15 protein-coding genes are annotated in these 20,616 nt (G+C 39.0%); 12 read left to right on the top strand and 3 right to left on the bottom strand.

Annotation, left to right across the window (positions count from 1 at the left end; translation table 11 throughout):
- Positions 1-188: 188 nt before the first annotated feature.
- Together H5S39_RS02485 and H5S39_RS02490 are read left to right on the top strand one after the other, a co-directional pair.
- Positions 189-1,439: a D-alanyl-D-alanine carboxypeptidase family protein gene (locus tag H5S39_RS02485; RefSeq protein WP_182596892.1), complete on the top strand. Its 1,251-nt coding sequence runs from the start codon at positions 189-191 to the stop codon at positions 1,437-1,439.
- A 204-nt stretch (positions 1,440-1,643) separates the two neighbouring features.
- Positions 1,644-2,084: a hypothetical protein gene (locus H5S39_RS02490; protein WP_182596893.1), complete on the top strand. Its 441-nt coding sequence runs from the start codon at positions 1,644-1,646 to the stop codon at positions 2,082-2,084.
- A 139-nt stretch (positions 2,085-2,223) separates the two neighbouring features.
- On the opposite strand, the gene H5S39_RS02495 is transcribed toward H5S39_RS02490, so the two are convergent.
- A complete protein-coding gene (locus H5S39_RS02495; RefSeq protein ID WP_182596894.1) occupies positions 2,224-3,261 on the bottom strand; it encodes an aldose epimerase family protein in 1,038 nt (345 codons plus the stop codon).
- A 142-nt stretch (positions 3,262-3,403) separates the two neighbouring features.
- Here H5S39_RS02495 and H5S39_RS02500 point away from each other — a divergent pair, with 142 nt between their 5' ends.
- From H5S39_RS02500 to H5S39_RS02510, 3 genes are all read left to right on the top strand, one after another.
- Positions 3,404-3,574 (top strand): hypothetical protein, encoded by a 171-nt coding sequence (locus H5S39_RS02500; RefSeq protein ID WP_182596895.1) that lies wholly within the window; start codon positions 3,404-3,406, stop codon positions 3,572-3,574.
- A gap of 408 nt (positions 3,575-3,982) precedes the next feature.
- A complete protein-coding gene (locus H5S39_RS02505; protein WP_182596918.1) occupies positions 3,983-7,645 on the top strand; it encodes a KxYKxGKxW signal peptide domain-containing protein in 3,663 nt (1,220 codons plus the stop codon).
- Between the two features lie 123 nt (positions 7,646-7,768).
- Entirely contained in the window at positions 7,769-8,239 is a 471-nt protein-coding gene (locus H5S39_RS02510; protein WP_182596896.1) for a hypothetical protein, read from the top strand.
- 58 nt (positions 8,240-8,297) lie between these two features.
- Here the strand turns inward: H5S39_RS02510 and H5S39_RS02515 are convergent, their stop codons facing one another.
- The gene (locus H5S39_RS02515) at positions 8,298-9,695 is read right to left on the bottom strand and encodes a DUF2252 domain-containing protein (RefSeq protein WP_182596897.1); all 1,398 of its coding nucleotides are present in this window, start codon (positions 9,693-9,695) and stop codon (positions 8,298-8,300) included.
- A 144-nt stretch (positions 9,696-9,839) separates the two neighbouring features.
- On the opposite strand from H5S39_RS02515, the gene H5S39_RS02520 reads away from it, so the two are divergent.
- The 3 genes from H5S39_RS02520 to H5S39_RS02530 all read left to right on the top strand — a co-directional run bounded on the left by H5S39_RS02520 (position 9,840) and on the right by H5S39_RS02530 (position 13,135).
- On the top strand, positions 9,840-11,378 hold the full coding sequence (locus H5S39_RS02520; protein WP_182596898.1) for a plasmid pRiA4b ORF-3 family protein: 1,539 nt from the start codon (positions 9,840-9,842) through the stop codon (positions 11,376-11,378).
- Positions 11,379-11,430: 52 nt separating this feature from the next.
- A complete protein-coding gene (locus H5S39_RS02525; RefSeq protein ID WP_182596899.1) occupies positions 11,431-12,477 on the top strand; it encodes a zinc-dependent alcohol dehydrogenase family protein in 1,047 nt (348 codons plus the stop codon).
- Between the two features lie 70 nt (positions 12,478-12,547).
- Entirely contained in the window at positions 12,548-13,135 is a 588-nt protein-coding gene (locus H5S39_RS02530) for a peptidylprolyl isomerase (RefSeq protein ID WP_182596900.1), read from the top strand.
- Between the two features lie 35 nt (positions 13,136-13,170).
- On the opposite strand, the gene H5S39_RS02535 is transcribed toward H5S39_RS02530, so the two are convergent.
- Positions 13,171-14,061 (bottom strand): LysR family transcriptional regulator, encoded by an 891-nt coding sequence (locus H5S39_RS02535; protein WP_182596901.1) that lies wholly within the window; start codon positions 14,059-14,061, stop codon positions 13,171-13,173.
- Between the two features lie 136 nt (positions 14,062-14,197).
- Between H5S39_RS02535 and H5S39_RS02540 the strand changes: the two genes are divergently transcribed.
- The 4 genes from H5S39_RS02540 (at position 14,198) to H5S39_RS02555 (ending at position 20,534) form a co-directional block, all read left to right on the top strand.
- Complete coding sequence (locus tag H5S39_RS02540) at positions 14,198-15,826, top strand: malolactic enzyme (protein WP_182596919.1); 1,629 nt, start codon at positions 14,198-14,200, stop codon at positions 15,824-15,826.
- Between the two features lie 312 nt (positions 15,827-16,138).
- A complete protein-coding gene (locus H5S39_RS02545) occupies positions 16,139-17,527 on the top strand; it encodes a class II fumarate hydratase (protein WP_182596902.1) in 1,389 nt (462 codons plus the stop codon).
- A 127-nt stretch (positions 17,528-17,654) separates the two neighbouring features.
- The gene (locus tag H5S39_RS02550) at positions 17,655-19,049 is read left to right on the top strand and encodes a flavocytochrome c (protein WP_182596903.1); all 1,395 of its coding nucleotides are present in this window, start codon (positions 17,655-17,657) and stop codon (positions 19,047-19,049) included.
- Positions 19,050-19,112: 63 nt separating this feature from the next.
- The gene (locus H5S39_RS02555) at positions 19,113-20,534 is read left to right on the top strand and encodes an anion permease (protein ID WP_182596904.1); all 1,422 of its coding nucleotides are present in this window, start codon (positions 19,113-19,115) and stop codon (positions 20,532-20,534) included.
- Positions 20,535-20,616 lie beyond the last annotated feature (82 nt).

Genomic DNA, 20,616 nt, shown 5'->3' on the forward strand with positions numbered 1-20,616 from the left:
ACGACCCTTTCTAATTAAAAATTAGCGTACTTAATTAATGATACAAGTAATTTTTAAAAATAAAAGATGTAATTCGGGGAATTTAATGAAAATTAAGACTTTACATGAATTTTCATTAAAACTTTATACAATTTCGGGGGTTGATAGGATATGATAGGGAGGTGAATAAAGGAGAGAAAGTAATTACAATGAAGAAAATTAAAGTCTTGTTTTCCAAAATAGTGTTGTTAATTGCGACCATTAATCTTTGCTTAGGTGGATTAAGTGTTTTTTCGCGTGTCCATGCAGATTCTTCTGCCTTTAATATGGATGCTCGTGCGGTGTACGCAATTGATGCGCAAAGCGGACAGGTATTATACCAAAAGAATGCAACTAAACAGTATCCGATTGCTTCTGTTATTAAGATTTTGACTTTAGGAGTAATTGAACAGGACATTCGTAACCATCATTTGAAATGGGACCAAAAGATTAAGATTACTCCAGCAGTTGCTAAAATGGCTGATGATTGGCACTTTTCAAATGTACCATTAAAGAATGGCGAGGAATATACTGTCAAACAGCTTGTTGACTCGATGATGTTGGTTTCTGCAGATGGTAGTACAGAAGCTCTTGCATTAGCTGATGCAGGAAGTACAGCAGCATTTAATAAGAAGATGCAGGCCTTCGCAAAAAAAGCAGGGGTAACAGATGCAAAAATATATAATATGATTGGTTTACCCAATGGAGATCTAGGCAAGCATAAGTTAAAGAATGTTGATAAGGATGCAGAAAATCTATTATCTGCTAAAGATGTTGCCCTTATTTCAAAATATCTAGTTGAAAAGTACCCAGAAACTCTTGAAATTACAAAACAAAAATTTGCTAATTTTGATGTAACAAAGGATCAGCAGTATTTGATGACTAATGTAAACGCATTGTTACCGCAAAATGGTTTTGCCCCGTCAACTGGTGAGATTGATGGCCTTAAGACCGGAAATACAGATCGGGCTGGTAAGTGTATCGTATCGACGGGGATGTTTTCAGGGCGACGCATTATCCTTGTCGCTTTGCATACTAAGGGTGAGTGGAATGATCAGTCTAAGATGCAGCAGGATTTCTATAATAAACTAACCAGTGAGTACCGGCCTGTAGAGATCAAAAATATAAGTAATATTTCTCCAAAATTTAAGCAGGTAAAGGTAGCAAATGCTAAGGATAAGAATAAAGCAAAGCTTAAGCTATCCCGGGCGACAGCTGTATGGCTTCCTAATAATATGAAAGTGGAAACAACAAAACCATCACTAAAGATTACTAAGCGGTATCAAAAGGGTAATCAATTACGAGCCCCGCTTAAGAAAGACCAACAAGTGGGAAGCATTGAACTTCACATTCCAGGATTACCGAATTTTAATGTCCCAGTGAGTGTTAACCAGACGATAGCCAAGAAATTAATTTTCTGATAATTACTAAGGAAGCCGTTTGTTAATAATACGGGCTTCTTTTTAATTTATAATTATAAAATTATTACTTTTTGTAAGGAAAAATTTATCTATGCAAAAATATTTATCATAGATAAGGCTTATTGTTTGTATAATTTAAATTATAAAAATATAATATAAGGTGAATTAGGAATTATAGTTATTATTTATAGGAGGTAATTAGTTATGGCTGATTATGCAAAGCGTCAACTTAAGGCTTTAGATCGTATTGCAAAGAAGATTGCAGATGCTGAAGGGCACCTTACAAAGATTGAAGATAGTGTTGATAATAAGAAGCACCGTACTGCTCAACACGAAACAATTAAGGATATTAAGTCAATCTTAAAGCATGCTAAAAAAGTAGATAAGGATGCAGATAAGCTTGAAGAGCGAGCAGGCGAAGGTCATAAGGATCCTGCTGAAAACCACTACATCTACATGGAAGATGAAGAAGGAGTAATTAAGGACCTTGAAAAAGGCTTCAAGGAACTTGAGAAGAACCTTGCTGACCTTCCTGATGATGAAGGTGGTAAGATTAAGGCTTTCCGGGCAGAACACCATTACCTTGAAAAGGCAAAAGAAATTTTGCAAAAAGCTGGAAAATTTAACCCAGATGACAAAGATTAATTTATAATTCCTAACGAATGAATTTAGAGAGGTCAGAAAATTCTGGCCTCTTTAAATTTTTTAAATAAAAAAGTAGGAAAGAAACTAGATGAACTAGTATTTCCTACTTTTGATGTGTATTTCATTAAATTATTTGATTCTAATATTCAACGTGCCACTTAATTGTATAGGTTTTTTCTTCACCAGGATGTAAGCTAATATCACCAAATTCTGGGTGGTGAGGAGCATCTGAAAGATTTTGTGCTTCCATTGCTAGACCGAGGTGTGGATGAACTTGACCATGGTTGTAAACAGCTGCATCGTCAGAATTCATGGTGTACATAACCAAAGCGTTTCGATCGGAGTAAAGACTCATCTTGCGACCACTTTCTGGATCTTCAAGAGTTGCAACTGGCTTTGTGAGGCTAGGGGTAACTTCCCAAATATCATCAAAACCATTTTCTTTGGTTGTACTCATTTGCTCTAGTGCGTCACCAAGTTTAGTTGGGGTACTAAAATCAAATGGTGTTCCTTCGTTTGCAAGTTTTTCGCCGGTAGGAATCTTACCATCATCGACTGCAAGGTGATTTTCAGAGTTAACGTATAGTTTTAATTGGTCGACTGTTGGTACACTGGCAGCTGCCATATTCCAATAAGTATGATTAGTTGGATTGAATAATGTATCACTATCAGTTGTAGCTGACATCTTAAGTGATAAGAAGTCATTATTTGTTAAGGTATAGGTTGCAGTAACATGCATTTTACCAGGGTAAGTATCAATTTCAGGGCTTAATGTTAAGCTAAGGGTGATTGATACTGAATCAGAAGTTGCGTTCGTTTCATCAACGTGCCAGATATGGCTATAGAAACCATTGCTACCACCATGGAGCGCATTTTTGCCTTCGTTTTGTTCAATATGATAGTCTTTTCCGTTGATACTGAATTCACCATTTGCAATTCTTCCTGCAACACGACCAATTAGGCGGTTAGTACAAAAGCCGTTATTAGTAAATTCATCTAAATTTTCTGAAGTTAGAATCATATCTGCTTTGCCACCGTCTTTTGTTGGGACCTTAAATGATTGTAGTAGACCCGCAAAATCGAGGATTCCTGCTTGAACCCCATTATCATTGGTTAGTATGTACTTAGTAACCGGTTTTCCTTTGTAAGTTCCAAATGGTACTTTAGAAATTTCCATAATTGTATCCTCCTTAAAGTAAGCGCTTTAGTACATTTCCTATTTTACCACAATTTTATTTTATCGTTGTGCAATCGTTTGCACATTTTTAGATATGCTAGAATAAAAGAAGTAAATTAATTAGTATTTATAGGGGAAAATAATGGCTAAAGGTAAATGGGAACAATTTAAAAAGAATTTTAGTAAAAATTTTATCGACTTTTTGATGATTTTTGCTGCTGAGGACCAATTTATTAATAAACATCGTCACAAAAGTAGTGTTATCAAGGAACAGAAACGTTATGGCAGTGATCAGCGAAAAAATGATGAATAATGGTAGAGCGAGAAGAAACATTGTAAATAATAAAAAGTTGTTTGCTAAATATCATAGATAGGCTAATCGCTTGATATTTAATCTCTCAGTTGTAAAATAGGCGATTAATCCACTGATTTACATTGCTTTCTAGGCAAATTAGTGGATTTTATATTTTAATATTAATTATCTTGTGATAACAAAATATGTGAATTTTATCTTATGAAAAATAAAATACGCAAAAAATAAATCTCTTTATTTATAAAATGATTGTTGCTGTTATTGAAATAAGGTCGTTTTTTTTTTTTTTTTTATTTTTATCAATCGAAAGATAAATGAAAATGGCTTGAAATGGGCGAAGCGATTACATAAAATGAGGTGTTGTAAGGCAATTATTTATTTTGAAGTTTTATTTTGGGAGGATTCTTTATGAAGAATAATCAAGTACATTACAAAATGTATAAAGCTAAGAAAAATATTGTATATGCTGGTTTGATGACAACTGCTACTTTAGCAGGTCTTACATTAGCAAACGTAAACAACACTGATGTTCACGCCGATGCTCAACAACCAGTTGTTACAGAAACTAAAGCACCTGAAGCAAACAAGGCTGCTACTAACGTTTCATCTGATGTAGTTTCACAAGCTCAAGAAAAAGTAAATGCTGCGAGTGACGCTGTTACTGCTGCTTCAAGTGCAGTTGTTACAACTAGTGCAGCAAATAGTACTGCTCAAGAAAATGTAGCTAATGCTAAGAGTGCCGCTACCTCAACTGCACAAAGCAACGCTACTTCAACTTCAGCAGTTGCAAGTTCAGCATTTAGCGATTACAGTGCCGCTAAGTCAACTGCTGATGCAACAACTAATGTTTCGACTAACATTGCTGCTGCTTACAATCAATTCAAGGATGGCAAGACTGACAACGCATTAAACGCTGCTCAATCTGCTGTTAACCAAGCCCAAAAGCTTTTTGGTAATAACAGTTCACAAGCACAAACTGCTGAAAACGTAATTAACGCAATTAATGAATACAACCAAAACCCAACTGTTTCAAACAAGGGTAAGGCTGTTGATGCTCTTAACGCATACGAAAAGTACGCTAATGAACAAATTGTTTCAGCACAAAAAGCTCTTGATGAAGCAAATGCTAACCAAGCTAAGCTTCAAAAACAATTAGATGCTGCTGTTAGTGCTCAAACACAAGCTAAGACTGCTCTTGATAATGCTAAGTTAGCTGTTAACCTTGATGCTTTGAAGAAGGCTTACCAAGATGCTTCAACTAAGGCAGAACAAGCTACTAGCGCATTAAACGATGCAAATAATGCCGTTAATGCAGCTCAAAAGGCATTTGATAACGCACGTAATGATCAAGCTGCCGCTGCTAATAAGCTTGGTAACGTTAATGCAAGTGTTGCTGAATTACAAAAGGCTGCTAATGATGCCCAAGCTAAGGTTAACGAAACTGGAAATACTTTAGCAAATGCTAATGCTGCATTAAAGGATGCTACTGCTAAGTATGATGCTGCTAAAAACGCTCAAACTAAGGCAGACGAAGCTTTAGCTAGTGCAAAGCCAGCATTTGACGCTGCAAGTCAAGCAAACAACGATGCTCAAGCAAATCTTACTAAGGCAGAAGCCGCAGTTAAGGATGCATCTCCAGACAAGAATGATTCTAACTACAATCCTAACTACGAAGAACTTATGACTGCCTTCAATAATGCTCAAGCCGCTGCTGATAAGGCTGCCGCAGAATTAGCTCCAGCTCAAGAAGCTTACACTAAGGCTCAAGATGCTGCTAATGCTGCTTCTGAAGCCGCAAACAAGGCTGGCGAAGTTTACACAAACGCTAAGACTGCTCAAGCTGCAGCTCAAAAGGCATCAGACGACGCATTAAACGCTCAAACTGTTGCAGCTGACAACCTTGCCAACGCTAAGGCATATCAAAGTGCTACTGAAGCTGTAAACAAGGCTGGCCAACAATTAAATGATGCTCAAAGTGCTCAAAAGAAGGCTCAAGCCGCTGCAGATGAAGCTGTAAATGCCCAAACTGCTGCCGCTGACAAGTACAACCATGCTCATCAACTTCAACAAGATGTTGCTAATGCACAAAAGGCATACGATGAAGCTGTAAACGCTCAAACCGCTGCCGCTGATAAGCTTGCTAATGCTAAGGCTTACCAACAAGCATCAGTTAAGGCTGCCGCAGCTACTAAGGCATTAAACGATGCAAATAATGCCGTTAATGCAGCTCAAAAGGCATTTGATAACGCACGTAATGATCAAGCTGCCGCAGCTAATAAGCTTGGTAACGTTAATGCAAGTGTTGCTGAATTACAAAAGGCTGCTAATGATGCCCAAGCTAAGGTTAACGAAACCGGGAATACTTTAGCAAATGCTAATACTGCATTAAAGGATGCTACTGCTAAGTATGATGCAGCTAAAAACGCTCAAACTAAAGCAGATGATGCTTTGGCTAGTGCAAAGCCAGCATTTGACGCTGCAAGCCAAGCAAATGAAGAAGCTCAAGCTGCTCTTGCAAAGGCTGCTGATGCAGTTAAGAATGCATCTCCAGATAAGGATAGTTCTAACTACAATCCTAACTACGAAGAACTTATGACTGCCTTCAATAATGCTCAAGCCGCCGCTGATAAGGCTGCCGCAGAATTAGCCCCAGCTCAAGAAGCTTACACTAAGGCTCAAGATGCTGCTAATGCTGCTTCCGAAGCTGCAAACAAGGCTAGCGAAGTTTACACAAACGCTAAGACCGCTCAAGCTGCAGCTCAAAAGGCATCAGACGACGCATTAAACGCTCAAACTGTTGCAGCTGATAACCTTGCCAACGCTAAGGCATATCAAAGTGCTACTGAAGCTGTAAACAAGGCTGGTCAACAATTAAATGATGCACAAAAGGCTCAAAAGGCTGCCCAAGCTGCTGCAGATGCTGCTCTTAATGCTCAAACAGAAGCTGCTCAAAAGGCTGGTACTACTAATCCAGACATGGCTGCTTTACAAAAGGCCTATGATGATGCATCAACAGCTGCTAACCAAGCAGGTTCAAAGCTTAATGATGCTAAGGCTGCTCTTGCTAAGGAACAACAAAAAGTTACTGATGCACAAAAGGCATACGATGATGCAACTGCTAAGGTAAATGATGCAACTAAGGCCTTGAATGATGCCCAAACTGCTACTAAGAAGGCCCAAACAACTGTTGATCAAAACACTGAATTCGCTACTGATGCAGCTGCTGCATACAACGAATTGAAGGCTGATCACAACGAAAACGCCTTGAATACTGCTCAAGATATGCTTAACAAGGTACAAAAGGTTTATGGTTACAACTCACCACAAACTGACGCTGCTGAAGCATTAGTAAGTGCTCTTAAGGACTACTACCTTAACCCAACTACTCCTGCTGACAAGACTCCTACCTTGAACAAGATCCAAGCAGCCCAAGATGTATTTAACAACCTTGTTAAGAAGGCTAATGATGCCAAGGACACTGCTGAAGCTAAGTACCAAGATGCTCAAAAGAACGCTGATGCTGCCAAGGCAATCCTTGATCGTGTAAACAACGGTGACTTCAGTGACTTCCCTGCTGTTAAGGATGCCGAAGCTGCTCAAAAGCTTGCTCAAACTAACTACGACAACGCTTTGGCTAACTTGAAGAATGCTCAAGCTAACTTAGATACAGCTAAGGCTAACCTTGAAGCTGCTAAGAAGGCTGCCAGTGAAAAGCCTGCTGATAAGCCATCAACTGGTGATGACACTAATAAGGGCGAAGAAGATACTAACAAAGGTGATAACAACACTAACAAGGGTGAAGAAAACACCAATAAGGGTGAAGTTAACACTAACAAGGAAACTACAGCAAACAAAGGTACTGTAGCTGCTACTAAGAATGGTGAAGTAACTCCTGCTAAGAAGGTTGCTACTAACCTTACTCGTGCCGAATACAAGGCTAACAAGGAAAACAGTGCAAAGGCTGAAACATTACCACAAACTGGTAACGAAAACAGTGCTGCTGTAGTTGCATTAGGTGCTGCTGCTGCAATGTTTGGTTTTGGCTTAGCTGGTAAGAAGCGCGAATACTAATCTTCATTATAAATAATTGACGGTTTAATATATAATTTGTTCGGACGTACTAGAGGGTTGTGACGAAGGTTTACTTTGCCACAGCCTTTTAGTTTATCTAGAACTGAATTGGGTGAGAAAACTATGGCTGATTTAACAGCAACATTGAAGCAAGCTCAGGAAACGTATGAGCAAGCACAAAAATCATATGATAATTTCAATAAAAAGTATCATGAAGCGAAGCAAGTGGTAATTTCGGCGCAAAGTACGTTTGCTGGTGTACAAAATATTGGCGATAAGACAACAATTGCCGCCAGTACACAACTCCTTAAAAGCGTCCAGGAAAACCTTGATCGTATCTCTGCAAACTTATTGGTTGCTAAGGAGAACGTTAAGGCGGCGCGAATGAACTTGGAAAACGCTAAAAAGGCAGTAAAAGTGGAAAAAGAAAACCAGCAACCGCTGAAAGAACCATATACACGGATTTCAACAAGTTATGGAGAAATTAAACTTGCTAAAAAAGCACCACGACCAGTGCCAAAGAAGAAAAAAGAGCCAGCGTCTGTGAAGATGACGCGGGCTGAATATCGCAAACGATTAAGCGAAAATAAATAGGTTAGTTAAAGAAATAAGGGCTTGCGAGAAATGACTGCAAGTCCTATTTTTTAAATGACTATTTAATTAGTTTACCGTTAGCGATTGCTTGTTTGAATAATTCATAGTCCTTCGTTACTTGGTCGACATATTTAAGTGCCCAGTTTGCCAAAAGGGAGTCTAGTTTTTTCTGGTGCTTTAAATAGCCACGAATCATTGGTGCTGTAGGGCTTTGAAAATGAGCCATTGCAAGAAGATAAGCACATGTTTGACAGTAGAATTGGAAACTTTCAAAGTCAAGTTTGCTAACATTAATTGATTCTTTCATATCGCGGAATTGACGAATGTAGTAACTTCGCCCACCAAATGTAGTACTTCCTAGAAAGGGATCTGAAGATGATTGGAGAACACGCTGAGCGGTAACAATCCGTTGTCCTGCAATTCCACCGTTTTTAATTACTTGCTGGACGGGTAATGAGAGCATATTATATCTCAATGGCATTGCTTCTTTAATTTGGAGAACGATGTGGCTGCCGTCATTGCCTGTCAGCATTAACAAGTAACACCGGGTTCCGAAACTGCCAACACCGACACTATAACGAATAATATCAGAAATATGAAAGTTGGCTAACAAAACGCGGACATCTTGGCGGATATTTTTACAATATTTATTGTATCCTTCAACAATTTGTTGATAACGGATTGCGCTAAGGTGGCGGGCGCGCGGTGGATTATCTTGGAAGACCAGTTGTCCTTGATTATTAACTGTTGCCATTTTTTGGATAATTTCTTCTGAATTGCTACGTTGGCTCTTTTTCAGGACTTTATTGAGTACTGTTTGCATTTGGGTAGAGATATCACCAAACGATTCAATTGCTCTCCCCATGGTCTCATAGTCAAATGAAAAGTAAAAAAGTTGGGAAAGACTCATCTTATTGGCGTTTTTAATTGTGTGACGATAAGTTTTAGCGGTAATTTGCAAAAGTTGATAGAGGTCTTCTTGAGTAAAGTTATTTTCTTCACCAGCTAGTTCAGCACTAACCAAGAGACGCTTAAGATCACTTTCCCAATTACCAATCCGTGCTTCATCAAAATCATTAAGACCAAAAAGAAGTTTCCGTTCGGGAGATGCATAGAAACCAAAATTATTTACGTGAGCATCCCCACATATAATCACCGGCAAATGGCTTTGGTATTGTTGTTTTAAGTCATGTTCCATCAATTCTGCAGTACCACGGAAAAAGGCAAACCGATTAGTAATCATTCGTTGATGGCGTAATGATAATAATTCGGTAATCATATTGGCTTCCGTAATTTGAATTGTTTTGACCGGATCACGATCAACAGCAACAAAGGTTCCGAGCATATCGCTAGTAATCTCTTTTTGCTGACGTTTCCCCATATTTTCGAGTTCAGATTTTGTTTGTGTAACTTGAATTTTTCGTAAATCAAATATATCGAGTTTTTGATTAAGCAAAAGCGGCTCATCCTTTCAGTGACGGTACATTATACCCTATTTTAATTCTTTTATTTTGTTTGTAAATATGGTTTGATTAAGTTGATAAATAGTAGTTTTTAAAATAAAATTAATATAAGAAAAATAATAGGAGGAATCGATACGGTGATTATTGCAGTAGAAAATTCACTGGCTCAGCATTTGCATGTTAATTCGCAAATAATATCATCATCTGAGCTACTAGACACTAATGTATGGACAGTTCGAGTTGCTGGTGAGTTTATGATTGTAATGAACAATTTAATGGCATTGCCAATTATTGTTCGTTACCCGCAACGCTTTAATGATTCACGTTCGTTTATGACGGCATTTAAACGTGAATTTTTACAATTGTTAGAGATATCGCCAATCCCTCATGCAAAAATTCGAATGATTCGTGATGAACAATTCGGAAAAGTTACATTTACTAAGCAAATACAGCCGGAGACGCAACAGCAACTACAAATGTACCAAAATATGATGGTGGGTCCTAATTCGGTAATCGATTGGGAAAAAGATCCAAGTAACGCTGAGATTGCCCTGCAGCTTGCTGAACAGACACAAATTAGAAATCAATCGACGGATGACGAATACGTTGTGATGGATATCTTTGAAGACTATTCGGTAACGGACTTTAAGGTTGCTTCTCATCCTAAGCTTAATGAGCATAATCGGCGGTATCTTTACCGCTCACTTTCAATTAATGACATTATGAATGCTACAGCAGTGGGGGAAAAGATTTTAGACGATTACGAGGAGTACCTAGAGCGTCATAATCAGAGCGAAAGTGTGATTGAACGGGATTTAGATTGTGCTGCTGATTACTTGGGATATTGTGAGGCGTTAGGTGAGTCGGTGCTTGATGATATTACCTTGGCGTATCATTACTTTATCAATTATGAAAAGCTGCATAATACTCGGCCAACCGAAACAAGTTTTAGGGCGGTGAGTGATGCCTTTCGTACGTTTGGGCGGTTCTTGAGAGCTGAAGATTTATTTTCAAGTGAAGATTACGACAAGTTCGTTCAGGCGATTAATCAAGGAGTAAAGGACCTCAATTCAAAGCAGCGAATGTATCATTTACAACGAATTATTCGCGATATGCGGCGGGAAGTGCGAGCACAACGGGAACATGCTATTCAGTATGTTAACAAACAATACGTTGTTTACGTCGAATTAGCTGATTATGCGCCTAAAATGTGGCGACGTTTTACAGTTAGCGGTGATACACGGTTAGATATGCTTTCTTTTATGATTTTAGCTGCATTTAATACCGATGGGACACATTTATTTGAGTTACAACAAGCTGATATTCATTACCAGTTACCAATTTTTGATAGTGGGTTTGGTCAGACAAAGGACTTGACCCAGATTTGGATGGGTGATTGTGATATAAAAGATGAATATACTTTAATATATGATTTTGGTGATATGTGGCGGTTTAATATTCGCTTCGAAGAAATTAAGCCTAAGCGCGTCTCATCACATGCTAATCCTAAGATGTTAGACGGTGCTGGTGCTGGAATTCTTGATGATATCGGTGGGACAGACGGTTTGACCCAAGTAGCAAAGGATGATCCGGCTATTAATAAAAAGTTAGATGTAAGTGCATTTCAAAAAGAATGGTTACGCAAAATTGATAAAATTCGTAACAGTTATGAATAGGAAAAAGCATTACAATAATAGTGATAACTTTAATTTAATCGAGGTCTTTTGAATGGTAAAACAAGAAAATATAATCCCAGATGTGATGAAGGCGTGGGCAGTGACAACTCCGGGACCAATTGACGGGAAAAGTGCCCCAATCGAGTTCACAGAAAAACCAGTTCCAAGGCCAAAGCGAGGCGAAGTACTGGTTAAAGTTCTTACCTGTGGTGTCTGCCATACTGATCTTCACGTCACTGAGGGCGATTTACCGGTTCATCAAGAGCATGTAACTCCAGGCCATGAAATAGTTGGAAAGGTTGTTGGTTTTGGGCCGGAGACAAGTCGATTTAAATTAGGCGAACGTATTGGAATTCCGTGGTTCCGTCATGCATGCGGAGTCTGCAAGTTTTGCCGGTCAGGGCATGAAAATTTGTGTCCTCATTCCATCTATACCGGTTGGGATCATGATGGTGGATATGCTGAATATGTAACTGTTCCTGAAGGATTTGCTTATCGAATTCCAGAGAAATTTAGTTCTTTGGAAGCTGCACCCCTGCTTTGTGCCGGTATCATCGGCTATCGAGCATTTGAACGTGCTAATATCCCAGCGGGTGGTCGTCTAGGACTGTATGGTTTTGGCGGGTCGGCGCATATTACAGCACAAATTGCTTTGGCTCAAGGAATTGAAGTACATGTTTTTACCCGTGGTGATGATGCTAAGAAGTTTGCACTTGAACTTGGTTGTGCTTCAGCCCAGGGTTCGTATGACCCGTCACCAGTTCCGCTTGACTCAGCAATTATTTTTGCACCGGTTGGCGACATGGTATTACCTGCCTTAGCTAGTTTAGTTCCTGGAGGTACTTTAGCATTAGCAGGAATTCATATGACCGATATTCCGGCAATGAATTACCAACGAGAGATTTTCCATGAAAAGACGCTGACAAGTGTTGAAAGTAATACTCGTCGAGATGGTGAAGAGTTTTTGACGTTGGCTGACCGGCTTAATATTCACCCAGAAGTTCATGAATATCCGCTAGCTAAGGCTGATGAGGCGTTACGTTATGTTAAAAATGGCGATATTAAAGGGGCATGTGTTTTACGCGTTAGTGAAGATTAAATGATTGCCTTATTCTCTGACATCTTGCTAAGATAATAAGAGATGGTAAATGAGAAATGAGGTTTTGATTATGAAATATCCACAATTAGCGTTAAGTGAAGTTAAGGGTCCCAAAGCAACAATTGATACGACGATGGGGACGATTAAGGTCCAGCTTTTTCCTAAACAGGCACCGAAAACAGTTGAAAACTTTGTTAAGTTAGCTGAGAAACATTATTATGATGATGTGATTTTCCACCGTGTTATTCCTGACTTTATGATTCAAGGGGGCGATCCGACGGGAACAGGTCGTGGCGGTGAAAGTATCTATGGTCAGCCATTTAAAGATGAGTTTTCAGAAGAGCTGTTTAATTTTACTGGAGCTCTTTCAATGGCTAATGCCGGTCCTAATACCAATGGCAGTCAGTTCTTTATTGTTACTAATAAGCATATTCCAGAAAATATGATTGGTGAAATGAAGATGGTTGGCTATCCAGAAGAGATTATTGAATATTACGAAAAAAACGGTGGAACTCCGTGGCTGGACTTTCATCATACAGTATTTGGTCAAGTATTGTCTGGAATGGATGTTGTTGAAAAAATTAGTAAGGTTAAGCGGGATGCAGCCGATAAGCCACAAAAAGATGTCGTAATTAAAACAATTACTATTGAAAAATAATTTAGCTATCTAAAGAGAGGAGGCGAACTAGTAAGCTAGTTTTGCTTACTCTCTTTTTTTGTTAATAGATCCCACAGTTGTTGTTTATAAGGAGTAAGCACTTCTGTTGATCGTATAGCAGCGGCTAAACGGAAAGATTGGTTGAGCGGCGCGGATATATCGAGAGCAGTAATGTTATCTTCAGGGGTGATTGCTAGACTAGTGAGATAGGCAATACCAAGATTTTCCGCCACCATGGCTTTAATGACGTGAATATCAGCAGTACGGTAAATAACCTGTGGACGAAAGTGAGCTTGGCGACAAATTTGTTTAAAAGCTTGGTCATGAAAAAATTCCGAGTCAGGAACAATGAACTTCTCGTTTTTAAGGGTTGCAAAATCAATTTTGTTTTTTTTCGCAAGGGGATGTTGTGTACTGACGATAACCTTGAATGGGTACTTAGTTAGTTCAATCGTTTTAAGCCGGGACTCTTTAAGCGGTGTGAGCGAGCCAAGTAAAGCAATATCTAAGTCACCATGCTCAAGCATTTTTAAAATTTCTTTTGAGCCATGTTCGTAAGTTTCAAGGTGGCTTAAGAGTCCCTGTCTCATTAGCGCTGGCGTAAGTGGTGGAAAATAATAATTACCAATAATTGGCGGCAGCCCGAAACTAATTTTAGTAGATTTACTTTGTTCAATTTCCTGGTGGGCAATTTCTAATTCGCTTAGGATAACATTAACGTGCATTGCAAATTGCTTGCCAGCGGGAGTGAGATGTAGTTCTTTATGGACATGGTCACGAACGAAAAAAGTAGTTCCAAAATCTTTTTCTAGTCGTTGAATTGCCATAGTGATTGTAGGTTGACTAACATTAAACGCGCTAGCAACCCGGGAAAAGTTTCTTGTTTTTACTAATGATTGATAATATTGTAGGTCTTTTAGCTTCATGAAAATGCCTTTCTAATAGTATTTAAGGATAGTACTATCAAATTTATTTATATCATAGCATAAATTTGACTATATATTATTAACCGATTTAACCTGAGATTGTTAGAAATTAAGAAGAAAAAAAGGATAGGCGATAATAATGCGTAAAGGAATGCAAGTGTTAAATGATCCGTTTAAGAATAAGGGTACTGCTTTTACAATGGAAGAACGGAAAAAGTATGGTTTGTTAGGCTTGCTGCCATCTTGTGTACGGACAATCGAAGAGCAAGCAACGGAAACATATAATCTATATCAGTCGAAAGATTCACAAATAGAAAAACGTCATTTATTGATGGAAGTCTTTAATAATAATCGGACGCTGTTTTTCTATTTAATGAAGCAACATATTACTGAATTTATGCCAATCGTTTATGACCCTGTAATCGCTGAGGCAATTGAAAAGTACAATGAACGTTACATTAAGCCACAAGACGCAGCTTACTTGAGTATTGAACACCCGGAACTAATTAAGGAAGAACTTACCGATGCTGCTGATGGCCGTGATATCCGGCTGATCGTGGTAACAGATGCGGAGGGAATCCTTGGTATTGGTGACTGGGGAGTAAATGGTGTTGATATCTCTGTTGGTAAGTTAATGGTTTACACTGCCGCTGCAGGAATCAATCCTTCTCAGGTTTTACCGGTTTCAATTGATGCAGGAACTAACAATGAGAAGTTATTGAAAGACCCTAATTACCTTGGCAATCGAATTAAGCGGGTTGAAGGCGAAGAATATTTTGATTTTATTGATCGGTTTGTTGATGCGGTAGAAGAATCGTTCCCTAAGAGCCTTCTTCACTTTGAAGACTTTGGTCGGGGAACGGCGGCCAGAATTCTTGATAAGTATCAAGATAAAATCTTAACGTTTAATGATGATATTCAAGGAACGGGTATTATTGCCTTAGCCGGGGTTCTTGGCGCAATGAATATTTCTAAAGAAAAGTTAACCGATCAAACCTTCTTAACATTTGGTGCAGGGACCGCTGGAATGGGAATTGCCAAGATGCTATATGATGAATTGATTCGTCAGGGCTTGACACCAGCAGAAGCAAAGCAACACTTTTACTTAGTTGATAAACAGGGATTGTTGTTTGACGATACTCCTGGTTTAACACCAAAGCAAAAGCCATTTACTCGTCAGCGGAGTGAATTTAGCAATGCTGAAGAATTAACGAACCTCTTAGCAGTAGTTAAGGCTATTCATCCAACGGTAATGATTGGGACTTCTACGCAACCAGGTAGCTTTAATGAAGCGGTAGTAAAAGAAATGGCAGCTTATACGCCACGTCCTGTTATCTTCCCGTTGTCAAACCCGACAAAGTTAGCGGAAGCAAAAGCTGCTGACTTGCTTAAGTGGACCGATGGAAAAGCCTTGATTGCAACTGGGATTCCTGTTAAGGACTTAGATTACAATGGAGTTCGCTACCAAATTGGTCAGGCTAATAATGCGTTAATTTATCCGGGAGTTGGGTTCGGCGCATTATCAGCAGAAGCAAAGGTATTAAATGATGACATGCTAGCTGCTGCAGCTCATGCGCTAAGTGGTATTGTGGATCCTAACAAGCCAGGCGCCGCAGTATTGCCACCTGTTTCCAAGCTTACCGAATTCTCAAAGCGGGTTGCTGAAAAAGTAGCTCAATCGGCAATTGATCAAGGATTAGCTGGTAAAGGAATTACAGATGCCAGATCCGCGGTTGAGAAAAATATTTGGTTACCAAAATATTAGTTGTTTTTAGTCTAAATAATGCAAATGGTTTCTTTGTGAATAATAAAAGTTAATTGCTATACAATATTTAAAAATTGGCACCTGAGAAATTAAAAATCTTGGGTGCTTTTTGTAATTATCAATTGTGAAGTTTTTGCAAGTAATGTTTGAAAACGCTATTATAACAGTGAGCAACGCGATAACTATAAGTGAAATTTATGGAATTATAAACGTTTGACTATACCTGTATTTACAAGGTAGGATATAGGTGTAAATGATGTGTAACATTTCACAAGTTATAATTGCTCAATCAAAACATTGGAGGTTTTTGAGATGTCAGAATACCGTACTGAAGAAGATACGCTAGGTCCTGTTAAAATTCCTGCAGACGCATTGTGGGGACCGCAAACAGAACGGAGTCGTAATAACTTTCCAACTGGTCAATACATGCCATTAGCTATTATTCGTGCTTTATTGAACATTAAGAAAGCAGCGGCTCAAGCTAACATGGAAACGCAAGCAATTTCAGAAGAAAAAGGTAACTTAATTGTTAAAGCGATTGATGAATTATTAGCATTAAGTGATGAGGAATTACGGAAAGACTTCCCATTAAAGGTTTACCAAACTGGTTCTGGTACGCAAACTAATATGAACACTAATGAAGTAGTTGCGCACAAGGCCCACGAAATTAACCCTGACATTGAAATTCTACCAAATGATGATGTTAACAAGGGTCAAAGTTCAAACGATACTTTCCCAACAGCAATGAATGTGGTTGCGTTAGAAGCACTTGATAAGCTGAAGCCTGCTGTTCAACACTTAATTGATGAATTAAAGGTTAAGCAAGAAAAGTACATGAAGACTGTTAAAGTTGGTCGGACACACTTACAAGATGCTGTTCCGTTGACATTCGGCCAAGAACTTTCTGGTTATGTTGCTTCATTAGAACATGATCTCAATTATATCAAGACGTTGGAACCAACATTAAATGAATTGGCTATTGGTGGTACTGCCGTTGGTACTGGTTTGAACGCTGCCGAAGGAATGCCTGAAAAAATTGCTGAAAAACTTAGTGAAGTATACGGCTTAAACTTAACAGCTGACTCAAACAAGTTCTACGGTTTGGCTAACCACTCTGGTTTAGACGTTGTTCATGGGGCATTGAAGACATTAGCCGCTGACATGTTTAAGCTTGCGCAAGATATTCGTTTCTTGGCTTCTGGTCCACGGGCTGGATATGGCGAATTGAATATTCCTGCTAACGAACCTGGGTCTTCAATCATGCCAGGTAAGGTTAACCCAACTCAAGCTGAAGCTGTAACAATGGCTGCTTTACGGGTCTTTGGTAATGATACTGTTGTAACAATGGCTTCATCTCAAGGTAACTTTGAAATGAACGTTTACAAGCCGGTATTGATCGATGCATTCCTTGAATCAGCTGACTTAATGACTGGAACAATCATGGGCTTTGCTGACAAGATGATTCACGGAATGACAGTTAATGAAGAACGGATGGCTGAATTAGTTGATAATTCACTTATGACTGTAACAGCATTATCACCACACATTGGTTACCATGACAGTGCTAAAATTGCTCAAGCTGCTGATAAAGCGGGTAGTACATTAAAGGAAGCCGCTTTGAAGTCTGGCAAGCTTACCGAAGAGCAATACAATGAATGGATGAACATGCTTAAGATGACTAATGTTGATCGTGACAAATAAATAACGATGTTAAGCTAAGGAGTTTATAAGACTTCTGGCAGGAGTGGCAATGAGTAAATAAAGCGACTTATTCCACTCCTTTTGGCTGTTAGTGAGAAGAGAATTCAAAATAAAGGAGAACAATATCATGGCAGAAAAATTTCAACCATTATCAGTAAGTAATTTAGATAATGATTATGATGTTATTGTTATTGGTTCTGGTGGTACTGGTCTATCAGCAGCCATTCAAGCAAATGAATTGGGAATGAAGACTGTAGTGCTAGAAAAAGAAGAAGAGCTTGGCGGTAATACTAATCGCGCTTCTTCGGGGATGAACGCTGCTGAAACCAACGTCCAATTACATCATGGCGTAATTGATAATGTTGCTGACTTTTACCACGAAACATACCAAGATGGTGGTCGGTTAAACGATAAAGATATGCTTGGCTATTTTGTATATCACACCGCGCCAGCAATTGATTGGCTAGCAGATCATGGTATCAAGTTAGATGATATTACGATTACTGGAGGAATGTCTCGTAAGCGAACACACCGTCCAGCAAGTATGGCGCCAATTGGTGGTTTCTTGGTTAAGAGTTTATTAGAGGTTGTTCAAAAGGAAAATATTCCAGTATTCAATAAAGTCAAAGTTACTAAATTACTGCAAGATGATGCAGGACGAGTAAATGGTGTTGAAGCCAATGCCGATGGCTTGATTAAAACTATTCGTGCCAAAGCTGTTATCTTAGCTACTGGTGGATTTGGTGCTTCAAAGGAATACATCAAACGTTTCCGACCAGATCTTGCAGATTACAAGACAACTAACCAACCAGGAGCTACTGGGGATGGTTTGAAACTTGGTGAAGGTGTTGGGGCAGAACTAATGCAAATGGACTTAGTTCAGGTACACCCAACTGTTCAACAAGATAACCCTCATGTTTATTTAATTGGTGAAGCAGTGCGTGGTGAAGGTGCAATCTTGGTTAACGCAGACGGTAAACGTTTCGTGAACGAATTAAATACACGAAAGATTGTATCCAATGCAATTACTGCGTTACCTGAACACAGTGCTTACTTGGTATTTGACCAAGGCATCCGTGATCATGCTAAAGCAATTGAGTTTTACGACAAGGTAGGATTAGTTGTTCATGGTGACACAATCGAAGACCTTGCTAAGAAACTTAATATGGATCCAGAAAACTTAAAGAAGACTGTTACGACGTGGAATGAAGCAGTTGAAAATCATGATGATAAGCAATTCCACCGGACAACAGGAATGGATCGTGGAATTAGTAAGCCAGGATTCTTTGCAATCCACATTGCACCTGCAATTCACTACACGATGGGTGGTATTCATATCAATACTAAGACCCAAGTGCTTGATGGTAACGGAAATGTTATTAAGGGGCTTTTTGCTGCCGGTGAAGTTGCTGGTGGATTACATGGTAACAACCGGGTCGGTGGTAACTCGATTGCCGAAACAATTGTCTTTGGTCGGCAAGCCGGTCAACAAGTTACTGTTTATGCTCGTAGCTTAAAGTAAAAGATTAATGGCGGTTAATAGCCGTCAAAGCAATTATTTTGATATAAATTAAGGAATTGAAAAATGAAAAAATTAGAAAGTGTAAATTATAAAGGGTTTATTTGGCCTGTCATTATTGGCCTGATCTTATGGTTTATGACTCCTATAAAACCAGCTGCTGTACCGGTTGCTGGTTGGCATATGTTTGCCTTGTTCGTTGCGACGATTATTGCATGTATTACTCGTCCATTACCAATCGGTGGGGTTTCAATTATTGCCTTTGCATTAACGGTCTTGACTAAGACAGTACCAATGGAAAAGGCAATTGTTGGGTTTGGTAATGCTTCAATTTGGATGATTGCCATGGCATTCTTCATTGCACGAGGCTTCATTAAAACAGGCCTTGGCCGACGGATTGCTTTGAATTTTGTTAAGGCTTTTGGTAAGCGAACTCTTGGGTTGGCTTACTCATTAATTGGAGTTGACTTAATTCTTGCTCCTGCCACACCAAGTAACACTGCTCGTGCTGGTGGTGTTTTATATCCAATCATCAAATCATTGTCAGAATCATTTGGCTCAGATCCTAAGAATGGAACATCACGAAAAATTGGTTCGTTCTTAATCTTTGCAGAATACCATGGTGATATGATTACCGCGGCAATGTTTATGACGGCGATGGCTGCAAACCCGCTAGTTCAGACTCTTGCTAAGAGTAACGGTGTAAATATTACGTGGATTGGTTGGTTCTTAGCAGCCTTGGTACCAGGAATTATTTCATTGATTGTTGTACCATGGTTGATCTATAAGATGTATCCACCTGAGATCAAAGAAACACCTAATGCAAAACAATGGGCTGAAGATCAGCTTTCCGAAATGGGACCAATGAGTCTGCCAGAAAAGTTGATGGCTGTTATCTTTGTATTAGCTTTGATTCTTTGGATTGTTGGTAGCTTTATTGGCATTGATGCTACTCTTGCTGCCTTTATTGCATTAGGCCTCTTACTGCTATGTGGGGTTCTTAGCTGGCAAGATGTTCTTCATGAGACCGGTGCTTGGAACACTTTGACATGGTTCTCTGTTCTTGTCATGATGGCTGGTTCATTAACTAGCTTAGGTTTTATTCCTTGGTTAAGTAAGGCTGTCGGAAGTTCACTTCATGGAATGAACTGGGTATTAGTATTAATTATTTTAATCGTTGTTTACTTCTACTCACACTACCTTTTTGCTAGTTCAACTGCTCATGTAACGGCAATGTACAGTGCATTCCTTGCTGTTGCTATTTCTGCTAATGTACCACCAATGTTAGCCGCCTTAATGCTTGGTTTCTTTGGTAACTTAATGGCTTCTACCACTCATTATGCTTCAGGTCCTGCCCCTGTACTTTTTGGTTCAGGTTATGTTCCTCAATCTAAGTGGTGGTCATTAAACTTTGTCCTTGGTATTTTCTATCTCGTTGTATGGATTGGAATTGGAAGCCTGTGGATGAAGGTACTTGGTATGTGGTAAAACACTGCTAACAATTTAATATATAAGATACCCAATAAATTTCTGTTAATACAGTTATTTATTGGGTATTTTTCGTGCAAAT

This window comes from Limosilactobacillus rudii, assembly GCF_014145455.1.
GTDB lineage: Bacteria > Bacillota > Bacilli > Lactobacillales > Lactobacillaceae > Limosilactobacillus > Limosilactobacillus rudii.